12 protein-coding genes are annotated in these 17,861 nt (G+C 67.3%); 1 reads left to right on the forward strand and 11 read right to left on the reverse strand.

Annotation, left to right across the window (positions count from 1 at the left end; all coding sequences use genetic code 11):
* The first annotated feature begins 61 nt into the window (after positions 1 to 61).
* The gene (locus IHE47_RS13065) at positions 62 to 985 is read left to right on the forward strand and encodes an MBL fold metallo-hydrolase (RefSeq protein ID WP_192106470.1); all 924 of its coding nucleotides are present in this window, start codon (positions 62 to 64) and stop codon (positions 983 to 985) included.
* Positions 986 to 999: 14 nt separating this feature from the next.
* On the opposite strand, the gene IHE47_RS13070 is transcribed toward IHE47_RS13065, so the two are convergent.
* The 11 genes from IHE47_RS13070 to IHE47_RS13120 form a co-directional block, all read right to left on the reverse strand.
* Positions 1,000 to 1,434, reverse strand: a complete 435-nt coding sequence (locus IHE47_RS13070; RefSeq protein WP_192106472.1) for a GNAT family N-acetyltransferase — start codon at positions 1,432 to 1,434, stop codon at positions 1,000 to 1,002.
* A gap of 1 nt (position 1,435) precedes the next feature.
* Positions 1,436 to 1,795, reverse strand: a complete 360-nt coding sequence (locus tag IHE47_RS13075) for a tRNA-binding protein (protein WP_192106474.1) — start codon at positions 1,793 to 1,795, stop codon at positions 1,436 to 1,438.
* Positions 1,792 to 3,090: an FAD-binding oxidoreductase gene (locus IHE47_RS13080; RefSeq protein ID WP_192106476.1), complete on the reverse strand. Its 1,299-nt coding sequence runs from the start codon at positions 3,088 to 3,090 to the stop codon at positions 1,792 to 1,794. Before IHE47_RS13080 ends, IHE47_RS13075 begins: the two co-directional genes overlap by 4 nt.
* A 46-nt stretch (positions 3,091 to 3,136) precedes the next feature.
* Positions 3,137 to 5,515: a penicillin-binding protein 1C gene (pbpC, locus tag IHE47_RS13085; protein ID WP_343227482.1), complete on the reverse strand. Its 2,379-nt coding sequence runs from the start codon at positions 5,513 to 5,515 to the stop codon at positions 3,137 to 3,139.
* Between the two features lie 57 nt (positions 5,516 to 5,572).
* Positions 5,573 to 11,614 carry an MG2 domain-containing protein gene (locus IHE47_RS13090; RefSeq protein ID WP_192106478.1) on the reverse strand — a complete coding sequence of 2,014 codons (6,042 nt, stop codon included), beginning with the start codon at positions 11,612 to 11,614 and terminating at the stop codon, positions 5,573 to 5,575.
* Positions 11,615 to 11,811: 197 nt separating this feature from the next.
* Entirely contained in the window at positions 11,812 to 12,687 is an 876-nt protein-coding gene (gene galU, locus IHE47_RS13095; RefSeq protein ID WP_192106480.1) for a UTP--glucose-1-phosphate uridylyltransferase GalU, read from the reverse strand.
* The gene (locus tag IHE47_RS13100) at positions 12,688 to 14,583 is read right to left on the reverse strand and encodes a nucleoside-diphosphate sugar epimerase/dehydratase (RefSeq protein ID WP_192106482.1); all 1,896 of its coding nucleotides are present in this window, start codon (positions 14,581 to 14,583) and stop codon (positions 12,688 to 12,690) included. It abuts the gene before it with no gap.
* The gene (locus IHE47_RS13105; protein ID WP_343227483.1) at positions 14,570 to 15,592 is read right to left on the reverse strand and encodes a glycosyltransferase family 4 protein; all 1,023 of its coding nucleotides are present in this window, start codon (positions 15,590 to 15,592) and stop codon (positions 14,570 to 14,572) included. The genes IHE47_RS13100 and IHE47_RS13105 overlap by 14 nt, the downstream gene beginning before the upstream one ends.
* Positions 15,593 to 15,597: 5 nt before the next feature.
* Positions 15,598 to 16,767: a lipopolysaccharide assembly protein LapB gene (gene lapB, locus IHE47_RS13110; RefSeq protein ID WP_192107196.1), complete on the reverse strand. Its 1,170-nt coding sequence runs from the start codon at positions 16,765 to 16,767 to the stop codon at positions 15,598 to 15,600.
* A complete protein-coding gene (locus IHE47_RS13115) occupies positions 16,767 to 17,009 on the reverse strand; it encodes a lipopolysaccharide assembly protein LapA domain-containing protein (protein WP_192106486.1) in 243 nt (80 codons plus the stop codon). Before IHE47_RS13115 ends, lapB begins: the two co-directional genes overlap by 1 nt.
* A 208-nt stretch (positions 17,010 to 17,217) precedes the next feature.
* Positions 17,218 to 17,838: a hypothetical protein gene (locus IHE47_RS13120; protein ID WP_192106488.1), complete on the reverse strand. Its 621-nt coding sequence runs from the start codon at positions 17,836 to 17,838 to the stop codon at positions 17,218 to 17,220.
* Positions 17,839 to 17,861: the final 23 nt, after the last annotated feature.

Consider the following 17,861-nt stretch of genomic DNA (forward strand, 5'->3'; position numbering starts at 1 on the left):
TCCTGCGGGTCGCCGTCCGTGCATTTGCTACGCTGGATGTCCCCAGCGACGGAACCGGCGAATGACGGCGCAAGACATCCACACCATCGACACCGGCTTCGTCCGGCCGCGTTTCGATGCGGCGTACCTCGTCGTAGAGAACGGTCGCGGCGCCTTCGTGGACTGCGGCACCAACCACGCGGTGCCACGCATGCTGGCCGCGCTGGATGACGCCGGCCTCGCCGCCCCGGACGTGGACTGGCTGATCCTCACCCACGTGCATCTGGACCACGCGGGTGGCGCAGGCGAGCTGATGGCCCGCCTGCCGAACGCCAGGCTCGTGGTGCATCCGCGCGGTGCACGGCACATGATCGATCCGTCGCAACTGTGGGCCGGCGCCAGCGCGGTGTATGGCGAACGCGTGATGGAGTCGACCTACGGCCGCCTGCGCCCGGTACCCGCCGAGCGCGTGGTCGAGGCCGCCGACGGCCACGTCGTCGATCTGGCCGGGCGCGCACTGCATTGCCTCGACACGCCCGGCCATGCCAGGCACCACCTCACCGTGCACGACGTGCGCACGAACGCCTGCTTCACCGGCGACGTGTTCGGCCTCTCCTACCGTGACTTCGACAACGCCAACGGTCCTTTCATCCTGCCGACCACCTCGCCGGTGCAGTTCGACCCCGAAGCGCTGCATGCCTCGCTGCGTCGACTGCTCGCGCTGGAACCGGCGGCGATGTACCTCACCCACTACGGCCGCGTGGAGGATATCGCGCGCCTCGCCGCCGACCTGCACGCACAGATCGATGCGATGGTGGCCATCGCGCGGGCGACGCACGGCAACCCGGATCGCCATGCGGCCCTGGTCCAGGCATTGACCGACCTGTACGCCCGGCGGGCCGTCGCGCATGGCTGGCAGCAGGGGCGCGAGGCACTCGCCGCGTTGCTGTCGATGGACATCGAGTTGAACGCGCAGGGACTGGAAGTCTGGATGGATCGCGCGTAGTCGAAACCGCGCGCCTAGGCCAATGCCTTGCGGTACATGTGTTGCGTCTTGACCCGCAAGTACCCGAGGCTCTCATAGAACGGGTGGGATCCCTCGCGCATCACGTTGGAGCGCACGCCGATCGCGCCAAAGCCCTGCGCGGATGCCCATCCCTCGGCATCCGCCACCAGCGCACGACCCACGCCTTTGCCGCGCGCCGCGGCATCCACCACCAGTCCCACGATCTCGATGCGTTCGCCGGATTCCAGCGTGAGCCGCCGTTCGACGGCGATCCAGCCGAGCAGTTCGTCGCGTTCGCCCTGCGCCACCACGATGCGGTGCTGCGGCATGGACAGCAGCGCGCACAGCCGCGCGTGCATCGTATCGACAGCCACCGGATAACCCAGTTCGCCGGCCAGCCGGGCGATCTCCGCGGCATCGTCGATGCGAGCCTCGCGCAACTCGGACATCTCAGGCCAGCCGCGTGCCGTTGGGCACGTTGCGTTCGATCGCGGTGAGCACCACGCCGTCCGGCGTGGGAAAGCCGGTGAGCAGGAACTGCGAGCGGAACGGGCCGATCTGCTTTTCGGGGAAGTTGATGATGCCCACGATCTGCCGGCCGACGAGATCCTCGGCCTTGTACAGCGCCACGACCTGCGCACTGGTCTTCCGTTCACCGTAGGGGCCGAAATCCGCCCACACCTTCCACGCCGGCTTGCGCGCCTCGGGGAAGGCTTCCACCCTGGTGATCGTGCCGGCCACGATCAGCACCTTCTCGAAGTCCGCCCAGCCGATCTCGCCCACCTGGGTTGTTTCCGTCGTTTCGCTCATCCTTCCAGCCTTGTCTTGAATCCGTCGCGGGCCTGCTGCCACCAGTAATTGAATTGCGCGGCGAGCAGGCCGAAGGGTTTGTGCGTGCTGGCCAGGCCGTAAGCGGAGAACTGCTTCCAGCCCTCGTCGCCTTCGGCAATCGCCGCGGCCAGCAGTTCGCCCGCCGCACAGGTGGGCGCGAGGCCGTGGCCGCCGAAGGCTTGCGCCCACCACAGGCCCGCGTCGTCGCCTTCGCCGCAGCCGAGCTGCGGCATCTGGTGGCGCGCGTAACTCATCAGGCCCGACCATGCGTAGTCGATCTTCGCATCCTTGAGCTGCGGAAACACCCGCGACAAGTCACGCCGCAGCAGGCGCTGCACGGCATGCGGCGAGCGGTTGCGGATGGAGATGCGGCCGCCCCAGAGCAGGCGCGTATCGGCCAGCGGGCGGTAATAGTCGAACGCGAAGCGGCTGTCGTACACCGCCGCGCGCGTGGCGAGGCATTCGCCGAGGCGCCCGCCTAAGGGCTCGGTGGCCATCACGTAGGTGGCGATGGGCAGCACGGCACGGTCGATCGGCTTGCGCAGGCCGGCGAGGTAGCCACCGCAGGCCAGCACCACCTGTTCGGCGAGCAATTCGCCCTGCGGCGTGCTGACCAACCAGCGCGAACCTTCGCGCCTGAGCCGCCGGACTTCGCTCTGCTCATGGATGCGCACGCCCTGCCCGCTCGCCGCGCTGGCGAGACCGATCGCGTAGTTGAGCGGATGGAGGTGCAGCGCGTTGCGCTCGTAGAGCGCGTCGTGATAACGCTCGCTCGACACGCGCTCGCGCAGTTGCTGCTGCGGCAGCCACTCCCAGTGCACGCCGTAATGCCCGGCCAGTAATTGCTGGCGTTGGCGCAACACCTCTGGGTCGCGGAACCAGTTGGCCCAGATCACGCCCTCGTCCACCGCGTCGCAGGGAATCGCATAGTGCGCGACACGTGCGCGGATGCGCTCGACCGCCGCGGTGGTGAGGCCGAACAGCGCGAGGGCACGTCCTTCGCCGAGCTGGTCGAGCAACGCCTGTTCGCCCAGCGAATAACCCGCGAACACGAAGCCGCCGTTGCGGCCGGAGGCACCGAAGCCGATCCGTTCGCGTTCCAGCAGCACCACGTCGCGCACGCCGCGTTCGGCCAGGCCAAGCGCGGTGTTCAGTCCCGCATAGCCGCCGCCGACGATGGCGATGCGCGTTTCCTGCCGTCCCTGCAGTGGTGCATGCGCCTCGTAGGGCGTGGCCGTGGCTGCGTAATACGACGGAACCGCTGGTTGCTTCATGCGCGAACGCCCCTGTGCGTCTGCAAGACACACGAGCATAGCCCAATCACTGGATCAGGCTCACTTGCAGCGGTCGCTCGTCGCTACGGCCGTGGTCGTCCACCACACGCACGCGGTAACTGCCGGCGTTGCGCGCCTGCCAGAACAGGCTGGTGCCCGGCCTGCCCTGCCCCACGTAGGCATCGTCCACGAACCAGTACAGCGCGTGCACGTCGGCGTCGGCGGTGGCGCTGAAGGCGATGCTCGTCCGGTCCGCCTGGTCGAGGCGCATCGCATAGGTGCTGGCACGCAGCGGCGAGGTGATCTGCGGCGGATCGCCCATGGGGCGGCCGGCATCGAGGCAGGCCGGATTCTGCGGCGGCTTGCGGCGCGGGATGCCGGCCTGCGCGAACACCTGCGCGAGATCGGACGGCCAGAACTCGAACACTTCCACGTGCGTGTGCTTGTCCGCGTACGGCGGGCATGCCGGCAGGCCGGTGGCGTCGTCGATCACCAGCGGGCGGTGGATGGTGTCCACGCGGATCGGCGACTTGCCGGGGATGAACCATGTCCAGCCGCGCTGCGGGCACCACTGGCTGGGCAGGTCGCCGCTGGCGAGGCAGATTTCCACGCGCTTGAGGTCGGCCGGCATGTGCCGCACCGGCTCCTGCATGTGCGGGCGTTCCGCGCGCAGCGCATCGACGCTCTGGAAGAACAGCGGTGCGGCGGCGTCCACGCCGACGAAGGCGGGGTTCGCCGTGCCGTCGAAGTTGCCGACCCACACCACCAGCACGTAGGGTCCGAAGCTGCCGGCCGTCCACGCATCGTGGAAAGCCCACGACGTGCCGGTTTTCCAGTACACCGGCAGGCGCGTGCTCTCCGCGCCGAAGGCGGCATCGGGGCGCGGGTTCTGCCGCAGCATGTCCATCACCATGAAGCTGGATGCATCGCTCAGCAGGCGCGTGCCGGACACCTGCGGATCATCCTCGCGCAGGCGCAAGGGTTGCAGCACGCCGCGATTGGCGAGCATCGCGTAGAGGTCGCCCAGCTCCTGCATGGTCACCTCGCCGCCGCCCAGCACGAGGGCGAGGCCGTAGTGCTGTTCGCTGGCGAGGCGGCTGATGCCGGCTTCACGCAGGAAGTCGTACAGGCTGGGCTGGTGCAGTTGCGAGGCCACCCACACCGCGGGGATGTTGCGGCTGCGGATCAGCGCCTGCGTGGCGGTGATCGGCCCGAGGAAATGCCCGTCGAAATTCTCCGGCGTGTACGGGCCGAACGAAGTCGGCACGTCGCGCAGCACGGTCTGCGGATGCAGGATTCCCTGGTCGAAGCCCAGCGCGTAGATGAAGGGCTTGAGCGCGGAACCGGGCGAACGCTTCGCATTCGTGCCGTTGTTCTGCCCCTCGATGCCGGCATCGAAGTAATTGGCCGAACCCACCATCGCCTTGATGCCCATGTCGCGGGTGTCGATCAGCAGCACCGCCGCGTTGCGGATGCCGCGCGAACTGTTGCGCTGCACGTAGTTCGCCACTTGCCGTTCCAGGCCGTGCTGCAGGTCGAGGTCGATCGTGGTGACGACGCGCGGCGGCAGGCGCTCGCCGCTCACGCGCTGCGCGGCGATCAACTGGTCCACCGCATGCGGCGCCTCGAACGGCAACTTGGCCAGGGGACGCAGCGTGAGCGGCAGGTCGAACAGCGGCTTGAACGAGGCATCGCGCGGATGCCCGTGCAGCCAGCGTGCGTAAAGTCCGTTGCGGGCCTGCGCCAAGGCAGGATTGATGAGCATGCCGCCCTTCTGCAAAGGACGCGACGGCTGCTGTGGAATCACTGCCAGCGTCAGCGCTTCCGGCAGGGTGAGGTCGCTGGCCGGCTTGCCGAAATACGCGAGACTGGCCGCGCCCACGCCCTGCACGTTGCTGCCGTAGGGCGCGTCGTTGAGGTAGGCCTCGAGGATGTCGCGCTTGGAATAGAACAGCTCGAGCTGCAGCGCATGCGCGATCTGCCGCAACTTGCCCGACGGCGTGCGCGTGTCCAGCCCCCACAGCAGGCGCGCAAGCTGCATGGTGATGGTGGAGCCGCCCTGCGGATGGCGATGCCGCACGTAGGTGACCCACGCGCCGCGCAGCAGCCCCCACGCGTTGAAGCCGGGATGCCACCAGTACCAACGGTCCTCGTGCAACAGCACGCCTTGGACGAGCTGCGGCGAGATCTGCTGCAGTGGCACCCACAGGCGGTATTGCTGGTCGCTGGCCAGCGTCAGGCGCAGCAAGTGGCCGTTGTCGTCGTAGAACGCGGTGGAACTGGGCAGGCGCTCGCGCAAGGGCGGATGCGGCCACAGGCGGCATCCGGCGAGTACGGCAACGAGCAATGCGAGGCCGACCAGCCAGTTTTGCCAGCGCTGGAACCAGCGGACAAACCAGCTCCATGGTGAGGTTATGGCAAGCACCCGCCCCTCACCCCAACCCTCTCCCTTTTGGGGAGAGGGGGTTTTCGCGGTTGTGGATCACGGCTGCACCACGGTCAACACGGCGCCGCCGGGTGCCTGTGCCTGGATGGAGCGGTCGTACATCTGCTCGGCATACGCGGGCGCGACCTGGAACCTGCCGGCGTTGGTGGCCTTGATGCGATAGACGAACTCGCGCACGTCCGGCGTGGCCGTGCCGTAGATCACCACGCGATCCTCGCGGATGTCCGCGTACTCGGGCTGCCAGGTCGATGAATCGAGGCCGATCGGCGAACGCCACGCCGCAGGCTTGGGCGTGTCGCTGCCGTCGCTGCTGCTGTCGTCTCCATTGCCGTTCGCGTTGCTGTCCACCTGCGTGGCGGGCGGCGGCTGGATCACCGGATCGAAACCGCCCGGCAGCAGGTCGACGATGGCCACGTTGCCCACGCCATCGTCGCCGGTGGCGCGGATCTTGATGTGCACGTCGATCTCCTCGCCCACCGTGATCTTGTCCAGCGCCTTGCCGTTGGTGTCGGTGTACTCGCGCACGATCTCGATGCCGTTCTTGATCGCCTCCTTCGAGGTGCTGCGGTCGTAGCCGCCCTGCGTGGCGATGCGCCAGGCCGGCAGGCTGCCCTGGTTGGTGAAGCGCAGCGCCTTCGCCACGCTGTCCCAGCTGCCGCCCAGCAGCATGCCGCCTTGCGGCTGGCCGATCGGCTTCGCGCTGCCGTCGGCCAGCACTTCGGCGATGCCCAGCTTGTCCAGGCCGGCGGTGGTGTCGTGCGCGTAACTGTCCAACGCCAGCACGGTCATCGCGGACGACAAGGTGTTGTAGTCGTTGTGCGCGAGCGGCCACGAGAGGTTCTCGAACACGCGCGGCGGCAGCGACTTCGCCTCCTGCGGGAAGTGTTTGGCGATCAGGTACAGCACGCTGGCGTCGCGGGTCAGCGGGTCGTAGTAGTAGCCGTAGTCGAAGTCCTCGGCGGCCTTGGCGCGGGTCAGCAGCTTGAGCGGCCCGGCCATCAGCCGGTTCGCCTCGGCATCCTGCTTCAGCAGCTTGTACGAAGCGGCCAGCCATGCGGCGGAGAGGTCGTTGGTCCAGTCGTTGGGATACTGGTCCTGCAGGCGCTTCTGCACCGCCGCCAGTTCGTTGGTGGTGACGTTGCCCTGGCGGGTCAGCAGGTATACCGCATACGCGCGCTCACGCAGCTGGTCCAGCGTGTCCATGCTGTCGTCGGCGGCCAGCTGCTTGAGGTACTGGTTGCCGGCGTCGAGCATGTCCTGCGGCACGCTCATGCCGCGTTCGCGTGCTTCGATCAGGAAGTTCATCGCGTAGTCGGAGACGAACGGCTCCGCATCCGGCGTGGCCGACCACAGGCCGAAGCCGCCCGCGCCGTTCTGCCGCGAGTGCAGCACGTCGAGGAAGTTCGCCAGCGCCTGGTCGTTGCTGATGCTCTTGTCGCCGAAGGCCGGCAGCAGCGCGTGCGCGAACACCGGCACCACCGGCCACTTCGACACCACCAGCCGCGGCATCGCCGAACTCACGATCTGCTCGCTGCAGTAGTTCTGGTAGTTCACCAAGTAGCTGGTGATGCCTTGCGCCAGCACTATCGGCAGCGAGGAAATCGCCGCGTCGCGCGAGGCGTAAGCGTCGTACAGCGGACGCAGCGGCTTCAGGTCGGCCTGGCTGTTCGATTCCACGCGTCCCACGTCGACCTGGGTGCGATAGGCCGCCGCCGGGCGCACCGATACGTCGATGCCCTGCCGCGCCGATTTGCCACCGTAGCTTGCGGCGAAGTCGAGGTGGCCGGAACCCAGTTTGTCGGTGGCCTTGACGCGGAAACGCAGCACGCCTTCGCGCATCGAGGCCAGGCTCACGTTTTGCGTGGCCGGGCCCAGCACCTGCAACTGCGGACCGGTCTGCAGCGTCACCGCCACCGGCACCGCCTTGGTGCCGATGTCGGTGAGGTTGTTGGCCACGCCCACGCTCACTTCGGCCTCGTCGCCCGGCGCCAGCGTGGTGGGCACGTTGGGCGACAGCACGAAATCGCCTCGCACCGTGGTGGCACCTTCCCAGGTGCCGACGCGGTCCGCCGACACCGCCACGGCCATCACGCGCACCCGGCCGTTGAAGTAGTCGGGCACGGTGTAGCTGAAGTCCTTGTCGCCAGCGACGTCGACGATGCCCGACCAGTACGCCACCGGCTTGTCGCGCTTGCGCTTGAACGGATTGAGCTGGCGGCTGATCGCCGCGTCGGCATCACCGCCGGGCGCGGCGGACAGCGCCATCAGCTTCTCGAACTCGGGCAGGATCAGGTCGAGGATCTGCGAGGTCTTCACCTCGAGCATCTTCTTGCGGAAGAAGAACTGCAGCGGATCGCCCAGTTTGTAGCGCGCGACCTGCAGGATGCCCTCGTCCACCGCGAACAGCACCACCCTGGCCGGTTGCGCCGCGTGCAGCTTGAAGGTGACGGTGTCGCCCGGCTTCACCAGCGCGGGCGTGTCCACCGTCAGCGCGTCGCGCCGCGCGTCGAGGTTCACCGAGAACGGCACCACGCCGTAGGACAGCGGGCTCATGAAGATCTCGTCGGAGGACGGATCGCGCACGAACTGCACGTTGACGTAGCCGTTGCCCTCGAAGTCCTTCGGCAGCGTGATGCTCTGCACCGAGCTGGTGGTGTCGGCGTGGAACCACGCGTGCGCGTAGACCTTGTCGCGCTCGATGGTGATCAGGCCGCTGCCGGCATACGGCGCGTGCACGGCGATGTGGATGGTGTCGCCGGGCTTGTAGTCGCCCTTGTCCAGGCTCAGTTGCAGCTCGGCGTTGCGATCCAGCGAACGAGACAGGTTGGCGTTGCCGGCCACCGAGTAGCTGACGCGGTTGACCTCCTTGCGGTCGTTGCCGCGCAGGATCAGCAGCGCGTAGTCGCCGGGCTTGTCGGTGGCGAGCGGGTAATCCATGCCGCCCGCGGGAATCGCCAGCGGCTGCTCGTCCACCGGGATTTCCTTGAGCTTGGACTCGTACTTGTAGACGCCGGAGTCCTGCTTGGTAAGTATCGAGACGTAGCGGCGCTCGACCAGTTGCGCCTTGAGACCGTCCAGCGCGATCGATTTCGCATCGGGGCCGATCGCCACCAGGCGCACCTTGCGCGCCGCGTTGCGGCTCACGTAGTCCAGCGCGTCGTCGCTCTTGTAGCCGACCAGCCAGTCGTTGGAGGACACCAGGGTCTGCGCCGCGGCGGCCACGCTGCGCCCGCCGTCCGCCTCGTGCGCCTTGGCGAGGAAGTAGAGCTGGTAGGTGGCGTCGGCGTATTTCTTGAGGTCGAGGTCGAACTCGGCGTGGCCCTTGTCGTCGGTCTTGCCGTCGGCGAGGTTCTCCTCGTAACCCTCCTTGGCGCGGCGGATGTCGTAGAAGTGGTAGTCCGGCCAGCTGTGGAAGTCCGGCCATGCCGGACGCAGGGTCAGCGAGGCTTCCACGCGGCGATCCGCGGCGGGCGTGCCGAACAGGTTCTGCGCATCGACCAGGCCCTTGAGCTGGTCGGGCTTCACCCAGCCTTCGGCGACCTGCTGCGAGAGCTTGGCACTCACTTTCATGCGATCGGGCAGGAATTCCTTGATCTGCACCGTGGTGCTGCCGATCTGCGTGTCGGCCTTGCCGCCGCGCACGATGTAGAGGTTCACCGCCCACGTACCGGTGGGCGCGGTCTCGGCCGGCGTGTAGCTCAACTCGCCGAAGCCGCTGGAGTCCATCGACATGGACTGCTGCTTCACCGTGACGCCGCGCGGGTCGACGATCTCCGCCTGCAACGGAATGCCCGCCACGTTGCGCGCCCAGTCCGCGGCACGCACGATCAGGCCGATGTGGAAGGTGTCGCCGGGACGATAGATGCCGCGGTCGGAAAACAGGTAGGCGCTGAGCTGGCCGGCGTTCGCCGCGTTTGCTTCGCCGCCGATGTCGAAACGCGAGAAGTCGAGCTGGCGGTCGTAGCTGCCGACCGGCAGGAAGGACAGGTCCTCGCCCTTGCTCACCACGTACAGCGCGGGCTTCTTCTCGCGGTCCAGCCCCTTGAGGCTGGGGAAATGCACCACGCCATCGGCGCCGGTGACCTGCGTGTAGAGCGTCTGCCCATTCACCGCAAGCACCGACACGCTGGCGCCCGACACCGGCTGGCCGTTGGCTATGGACTGCACGAACACATCCTGGCTGCCGTCCAGCGCCTGCTTCACCAGCATGCCGAGATCGGTGACCACGATGAGGCGGTTGCCGTTGGGCGATGTATCGCCATCGCCGTTGTCGTCGCCGCTGTTCGCAGCATCATCGGCTGCCGTTGCCGTGCTGGCCGCCGCAGCTGGCGCCCCCGCCGACTGACCGGGTGCCGGCGCCAGGCCTTGCTGCGCCAGCGCACGCGCCTTCGCTGCCTCGGCCGCGCGCTTGGCGGCGGCGGCCGGGTCGTAGCTGGAGAGGTGCAGCCAGAACACGCCACGACGCCCCGGCTTGAGGTACTGGCCGAGGTCGACGCCCTCGTAATGCGCCTGGCCCGGCCCGCCCTGCGGGAACGAGCGCTTGATCTCGTAGCGCTCGACGATGTGGCCCTCGTCGAAGTCATAAGGCAACTGCGGATGGCTGTAGTCGCCCGAGTTGAGGCTGACCAGATGCTGCAACTGGTCGGGCAGCACGCGGCCGATCTCCACCCGCATGCCGGGCATGTTGCGCGAGACCACCGAGACGCGTTTGCTGCCGCCCAGCGACAGCAGCGAACCGTCGGCCATGAAGCGCAGCAGCTTGGGATAGTCCGGCACCGTGAACACGCGCGCCACCGGCCGGCCCAACACGTAGCCGCCGAAGGACTTCACGCCCTTGCCGATGCGCACGTAGATGCGCTGGCCCGGCGTGGCCTGGTACTTGAAGCTCTGCAATTCCTGGTAGTCGTTCTCGGTGGGCACCACGTCGAGCTTGAGTGGCTGCGACTTGCGCAGCACGTCCTCGCCCACTTCGGAAACGTCCCACTCGTAAGGCTTGCCGTCGTCGGAAACCGGCTCGCCCGGCTTGTTCGCCGGCAACACCCAGGCCTGGGTCACGTCGGCCACGTCGCTGCTGCGTACGGCGCCACCGAAATTGGCCACCATCACCTGTTCGGGTTCGTACTTGTCGTTGTCCACCAGCGTGGGCGAAATGTCGTCCACCGTGAGGCTGTAGAGACCGGGGATGCGCACGCTGGCGTTGAGCGGATCCTTGGTTCCCGCACCGCCACGCGTGCTGCGCACGCCGCTGTCGATCGTGACCGCCACCGCGCCGTCATCGTGCGGCAGCGCCAAGGGCTGCGAGTGGATCCACGCATGCAGGCGGGTCGGGTCGTAGGTGACCGTGTACTTCAACGCGTCGCCGCGTTTGCCGTCCTTGTCGGTCAACGCCAGTGCTATGCGCCGCTCGAACTGCGCGGCGTCGATGGGGTAGCTGAAATCCACCGGCAGGATCACCTGCTTGGCGGTGGCATCCTGCGGATCCTGGTAGAACTCGCCCCTGCCCAGCGTGGCAGTGAACGGCGCGGTGTCGAACTCGAACCCGTCATCGGCCAGCAGGGCCTGCGGCGCGAAGACCTTGCGCACGTCGAAGCGCACCTTGTAGTGCTGGCCCACCGGCCAGTCCGCGGCGGGCGTGAAGCGCAGGGTGTGGTCGTCCACCCAAGTCCATTGGCCCTTGCTGTCGGGGCTCATGCTGATGCCGTCGGTCACCGGCTTGCCGACGCGTTCGATCGGTGCGGCCGAGCCGGAGAACGCGAGCTCCAGCGGGTGCACGACGATGGGCTGCTTGCCGTAGTCGGTGAGTGCGGGCGCGGTCACCTGCCAGGTGATCTGCTGCGGCTGCGGCGGACGCGGGCGGTTCTTGTACCAGTGCCAACCGAACCAGCCGCCACCGGCCAGCACGATCGCCGCCAGCAGGCTCCCCGCCGAACGCAGCGGATTGCGTCGCACGGCGTGCATCCAGCCCGGTGCCGACCATTGCACGTTGCCGAACAGCGGTCGCAGGGCCCAGCCAAGCGCGTGCGCCACGATGCGCAGCAGGCGCACCGGCAGCAGGAACAGGAAACGCAGCAGATCCATGGTGCTCCCCCAGTTTCAATCCGTCTGATGGCATCGGCCGTTGCAGTCGATGTCGGGGCTTCCTTCATGCAATCAGGCCTCGCATGACATGCGAGGCCTGGTTCGATGGACTTCCCCATGCGCATCCTGCGCCGCAAACATGGCGGGACACGGTCGCGATTCTGGCACGATCATGCCGTGCCAGTCCGCGATGCAACTCAAAGCGTGGCGGCGATCTCGCGCACCACCGGCGCCAGTGCCGGATCCTGCAGCGCCATGTGCATGGTGGCGCGCACCAGGCCAGCCTTGTTGCCGCAGTCGAAGCGGGTGCCCTCGAAGCGGTACGCCAGCACCTTGCCCTGCTCCTTCAGCAGGGCGTCGATGGCATCGGTCAGCTGGATTTCGCCGCCGGCGCCCGGCGTGGTCTGTTCCAGCAACTGGAAGATCCGGCCCGGCAGCACGTAGCGGCCGACCACGGCCAGGTTCGACGGGGCGTCGGCCGGCTTGGGCTTTTCCACCATGTGGCGGATCTGCGCGCTGCGCTCGTCGATGCGGGTCGCGTCGACGATGCCGTATTTGTCGGTATCGTTCTGCGGCACTTCCTCCACCGCGATCACGCCGGCGCCTTCGCGCTGGCCCAGCTCGGCCATCTGGCGCAACGCCCCCTTGCCGGCGCCGTTCCAGATCAGGTCGTCGGGCAGCACCACACCGAACGGCTCGTCGCCCACCACCGGCTTGGCGCACAGCACGGCATGGCCCAGGCCCAGCGCCTCGGGCTGGGTGACGAAGATCGCGCGCACGTGCTTCGGCAGCGTGCCCTGCACCAGTGCCAGCAACGCGTCCTTGCCCTTCTCCTGCAGCTTCGCCTCCAGCTCGTAGGCCTTGTCGAAGTAGTCGGCGATGGCGTGCTTGTAGCGGTTGGTGACGAAGATCAGCGTGTCGGCGCCGGCATCGACGGCTTCATCCACCGCGTACTGGATCAGCGGCTTGTCCAGTACCGGCAGCATTTCCTTGGCCACCACCTTGGTGGCGGGCAGGAAACGCGTGCCCAGGCCGGCCACCGGGAACACCACCTTGCGCAAGGGCTTGCTCACTCACTTCTCTCCTGTTTCGTGCCGGCGGATCGACACCACGTTGTCCGGCTGCGGCGCCTCGCTCCAGCGGAACGAGGGCAGCATGCCGGATACGCAGCGCCGCAGTTCTTCGTCGTTGTCGGTCGCGACCATGTCGGCCGCCCTGTGCATCGTAGCCTGCAACAGTTCCCACGGCACCTGGCGATGCTGGGCCAGGAAGATCTTGGCGTGCGTGGTGGCGCTGTACTGCTCCAGCGGGTGGAACAGCTCCTCGAACAGCTTTTCGCCCGCGCGCAGGCCGGTGAAGACGATGGGGACCTCGCTGCCGGGCTTCTTGCCGGCGAGCCGGATCATCTGCTCGGCCAGGTCGCGGATCTTCATCGGCTCGCCCATGTCCAGCGCGAAGATCTCGCCGCCCTTGCCGAGGCTGGCCGCCTGCAGGATCAGCTGGCAGGCCTCGGGGATGGTCATGAAGTAACGCGAGACTTCCGGATGGGTCACGGTCACCGGGCCGCCATCGCGGATCTGCTGGCGGAACAATGGCACCACCGAGCCGGCCGAATCGAGCACGTTGCCGAAACGCACGGTCATGAAGCGGGTGTCGGCCTGCGCGTCGAGGTTCTGGCACCAGATCTCGGCGATGCGCTTGCAGGCGCCCATCACGCTGGTGGGGTTGACCGCCTTGTCGGTGGAGATCAGCACGAAGCATTCCACGCCCACCTCGCGCGACAGGTCGGCCATGGTGCGCGTGCCCAGCACGTTGTTGAGGAAGGCCGCGCGCAGCTGTTGCTGCAGCATGGGCACGTGCTTGTAGGCGGCAGCATGGAACACCACCTGCGGCCGCGCCCCGGCCAGCACCTTGCGCATCTGCACGCTGTCCACGCAACTCGCCAGCACGGCTTCGAGCAGCAGTTCCGGATAGCTGGCGCGCAGCTCGCGCGTGATCTGGTAGAGGTTGTATTCGCTGTGGTCGACCACGACCAGCGACAGCGCTCCCAGCCGCGCCACCTGGCGGCACAGCTCCGAGCCGATCGAGCCGCCACCGCCCGTGACCAGCACGCGGCGGCCGCCTATGGTCTCGCGGATCGCCGTCCAGTCCAGCTCGATGGCATCGCGGCCGAGCAGGTCCTCGATCGCCACTTCCTTGATCTCGCCGGGTTGTGCGCGGCCGGCGACCACGTCGTCCAGCTTGGGAACCGTCCGGTACGGCAGGCCGGCGGCATCGCACAGCGCCACCACGCGGCGCATCTGCCCCGCCGTGGCGCTGGGCAGGGCGATCAATATCATCTCCGCCGCCGTTTCGCGGGCGATGGCAGGCAGTTGCTCGAACCGGCCCAGCACCGGATGCCCGTTGATGCTGGCGCCGCGCAGCGCGGGGCGGTCGTCGAGGAAGCCGACCACGGCGTAGCCGCCGTTGCGGAGCAGGTCCCGCGAGAGCACCTCGCCGGCATAGTCCGCCCCGAGGATCAGCACCCGGCGCGTCAGGCCGGTCCCGGACACCCCGAGGTGGTTGTCCTTCCAGCCCCGATAGGCCAGCCGCGGCACGCCAAGCAACAGCGCCAGCATCACCGGATAGAGCAGCAGCATGGACCGCGGCACGCCTTCCAGTCGATTGAACATCGACATCAGCAGCCAGATCGCCACCGAGCCCAGGAGCGAGGCGCGCAGGATGTTCCACAGGTCCCGCACGCTGGCGAAGCGCCACACGCCCTTGTACAGGCCCGTCCAGCGGAAGATCAGCCCTTGCGCCAGCAGCACCACCGGGAACTCGAACCAGAGGAACTGCATGACGTCCTGCGGCCGCAACGCATAGCGCAGCAGCTTGGCCACCCACCAGGCGATGACGGCCATGGCCAGGTCGTGCAGCACGACAGCCATGCGCGGGTGGAGGATGGCAACGAACCTACGCGACGGCATGGCAATCCTTGGGCGGGCGACGTTGCAGGCAGCGGCGCTTGAGCGCCATCCAGAGCGCTGCCGCAGCCACGTAGGCGCCTATGGTAATCAGCAGGCCCAGCCTTGGATGACTGCAAGCCAACCATGCCGATGGCGCCGCACATGCCAGGTTCCACGCCATGTAGACCGCGCTGCCCCTGCGATGCGTCATGCCGCACCTGACCAGCCACTGGTACAGATGCTCGCGGTGCGCGCTGTACCAGCGCCGTCCGCGGAAATACCGCGTCAGCAAGGTCAGGCTGGCGTCGGTGGCGAAGGCCGAGGACAGGATCAACGCCGGCCACAGCAGGGCCGCATCGACCCGCCACAGCATCGCCGTGAACGCGAAGACCAGCAATCCCACGCTGCCGCTGCCCACGTCCCCCATGAAAATGCGCGCCGGTGAACGGTTGAGCAGCCAGAAACCGAGGCTGGCCGTGGCAAGGCAGCCGGCGGCCAGCGCCAGCGAGCCCTGCCCGGCGCTCCACGCCAGCCATGCCAGGCCGGCTCCCACGAACATCGCCTGCTGGGCCAGCAGGCCATCGATGCCGTCCATGAAATTGTGCAGGTTGATGCTCCAGGCACCGGCCGGCAGCAACAGCGGCAGCCACCACCACGGCATGCCGCTTGCACCCAGGGCCGCGGCAAACAGCAGCACGGCCAGCAACTGCGCAGCGAAGCGCGGCAGGATCGGCAGGGAGCGATGATCGTCCCACCAACCGGCCAGGGCCACCAGCAGCAAGGCCGCCAGCAGGCCGGCCACCGTCGTCGACGGCCAGGGCACCTGCGCGCGAAGCAGGACAGCCGGCAGGCAAGCCAGGCTGGCGAGGACGATGCCGATACCGCCGCCGCGCGGCGTGGGAACGGTGTGGGATCGCCGCTGGCCGGGCCGGTCCAGTATGCCCCGGCGATGCGCGTAGACGATCGCCACGCGCGCCGACAGCCACGCAATGGCGAAAGACGACAGCAGCCATCCGATGACCCAGGTCACCGGGGTCACTCGTTGGCTACGCCGTGGATGGGCCGGATCGTGCTCCAGCTCTTGCAGCTGGGGCATTGCCAGTGATGCGCCTTGGCGCCGAAGCCGCAGCGGCTGCAGCGGTACATCGCCTGCCCCTCCAGCAGCTTCTTGGTGAGGTCGCGCAGTATCAGGAAATTCTCGCGCGCCTCGCCTTCGATCCGGTCCATCGTGGCGTCGATCAGGGCCATCAGGCCACGCACCGAGGGGCGCTGGCGCAATTGCCCGGTGAGGAAGCCCACCGCCTCGCGCTGGCCATCGCGTTGCTGGTACAGCCGGGTCAATGCCAGCACCGGCGAGATGCCGTGGTAGCGCTCCAGCAGTTCGCGCAGGAAACGCTCGGCGCGGTCCATCTGCTGCGAACAGGCGTAGCTGTTCAGCAACGGCGGCAGGATCTCCGGCACGAAGGCGATGTCCGCACCGACCGCCGCCTCGTAGGCCTGCACGGCTTCGGCGTGATTCCCGTCCTCGGCGTGCAGGCGCCCGGTCAGCATCCATGCGCGCACGCAATCGGGCTGGCAGCGGAAGGCATGCTCCAGGTAATCGCGCGCCTCGACCCGCGCGCCGTGCTGGCGCGAGCGCTCGGCCAGCTCGCAATAGAACTGCGCGATCATCGGCGACTCGTCCTCGCCGGTCATCGCCTCCAGCCGGCGGGCGTGCTCGATCGCCTTGTTCCAGTCGCGTTCGTGCTGATAGATCGCGATCAGGTGGCGCAGCGCCGAAGGCGCGTGCGCATCCATCGCCACCAGGTCGTCGAACAGCGCTTCCGCGCGATCGAGCAGGCCCGCCCGCATGTAGTCCTCGCCCAGCTCCAGCAAGGCCACGGTCTTGGTCGGCTCGGACAGGTTCGGCCGCGAAACCAGGTGCTGGTGCAGGCGGATCGCGCGATCCACTTCGCCGCGGCGGCGGAACAGGTTGCCCAGCGCGAGATGCGTCTCCACCGTGTCGCGGTTGTATTCGGCGAGCTTGAGGAACACCTCGATGGCCTTGTCCTGCTCCTCGTTGAGCAGGTAGTTCAAGCCGCGGAAATAGTCGGACGAGAGTTCGTTGACCGCTGCGCCGGAACGCCGAGCACTGGCCCGCCGGGACGCCCACCAGCCCAGCACGAAGGCAAGCGCCGCCAGCGGCAGCAACGCGTACCAGTGCATCATGCGCGCGCCTGCTTCTTGCCGGCCTTCATGCGGCGGCGATGCCGCAGGCTCACGCCAAGCCACGCGGTGAGGCCACCAAGCAGCCAGCCTAGTACCAGCGCAGTCAGCAAGGCCGCGCCCTTGGGCAACTGCATCCGCGTGAAGGCGAAGTCGTAGTCGACCAACCCAACATTGAGCGCGCCGACCACCACGCCGGCAGCGGCGAAGAACACGAGGACAAGGATGACGATCAATCGCATCGCACGACTTTACCCGATCAGCCGTGCACGACACAGCAAGCAAGCCCCGCCATGTTGCCGCGATTCAGTACCAACTATTGAAGAGTGAGGCCATGGATGGCTGCACTTTTGATCTTCGCGATCATGGAAGATCGCATGAACACAGCCAAAGTGCAGCCAAGGATGGCTGCCCGTTCGACTCTCGCGATCAAGATAACCGCATAAGGGGTTATCCCTTTGCTTCCGGCTCAATGTGAAGGTTCTGGTCGCCCGCCAGGAAGCGACGCGTGAACACGAAGCCGTCAGCGTGAACGACTTGTTGGATTTGCTGCTGTTTGGGTGCCAGACGATTGAGGATACGCGCCAGATTGGTCTGTGATGCCACCCCGGTATGCAGCGCATTCCTGTCCACGGTGGCAATCACGGCCGCCGCCCCCAACACAAAGGTCATCGCCGCAACGCCGGCGCTGTCATCGTCCTGGGCTTCCACGATGAGATCGGTGGAAAGCACCCTGCTACCGGCCGCCGTGATGTTGAGATCACCTACCACACCAGGCGACAGCCCCATTAAGCTGCAGGTGTAAAGCACGAAATGCTTGGACCCGTCCGGGTCAAACATCGTGTTCTTGGTTTGCTCGCAATGTCCCACATGCGCCAGTCGTCCAAGGTGTGGGTTCTGCTGAAACATGCCCGTCAATGGGGCTGGATTGCCAAGGTTCGTATCCACCTTGGCGACCAGTTGGGGTGGCGTCAGGTCAATACGAACGGGCTCCGCCCCCATGTCCGCGTGAGTTGCTCCGGTGATGACCAGCAGGCTGATTACTAGCGCCCAACGCTTCCTGGTGCGCATGCGTTCCCCCTGTTTCCTCCGTC

This window comes from Rhodanobacter sp. DHB23 (assembly GCF_014842975.1).
Classification (GTDB): domain Bacteria; phylum Pseudomonadota; class Gammaproteobacteria; order Xanthomonadales; family Rhodanobacteraceae; genus Rhodanobacter_A.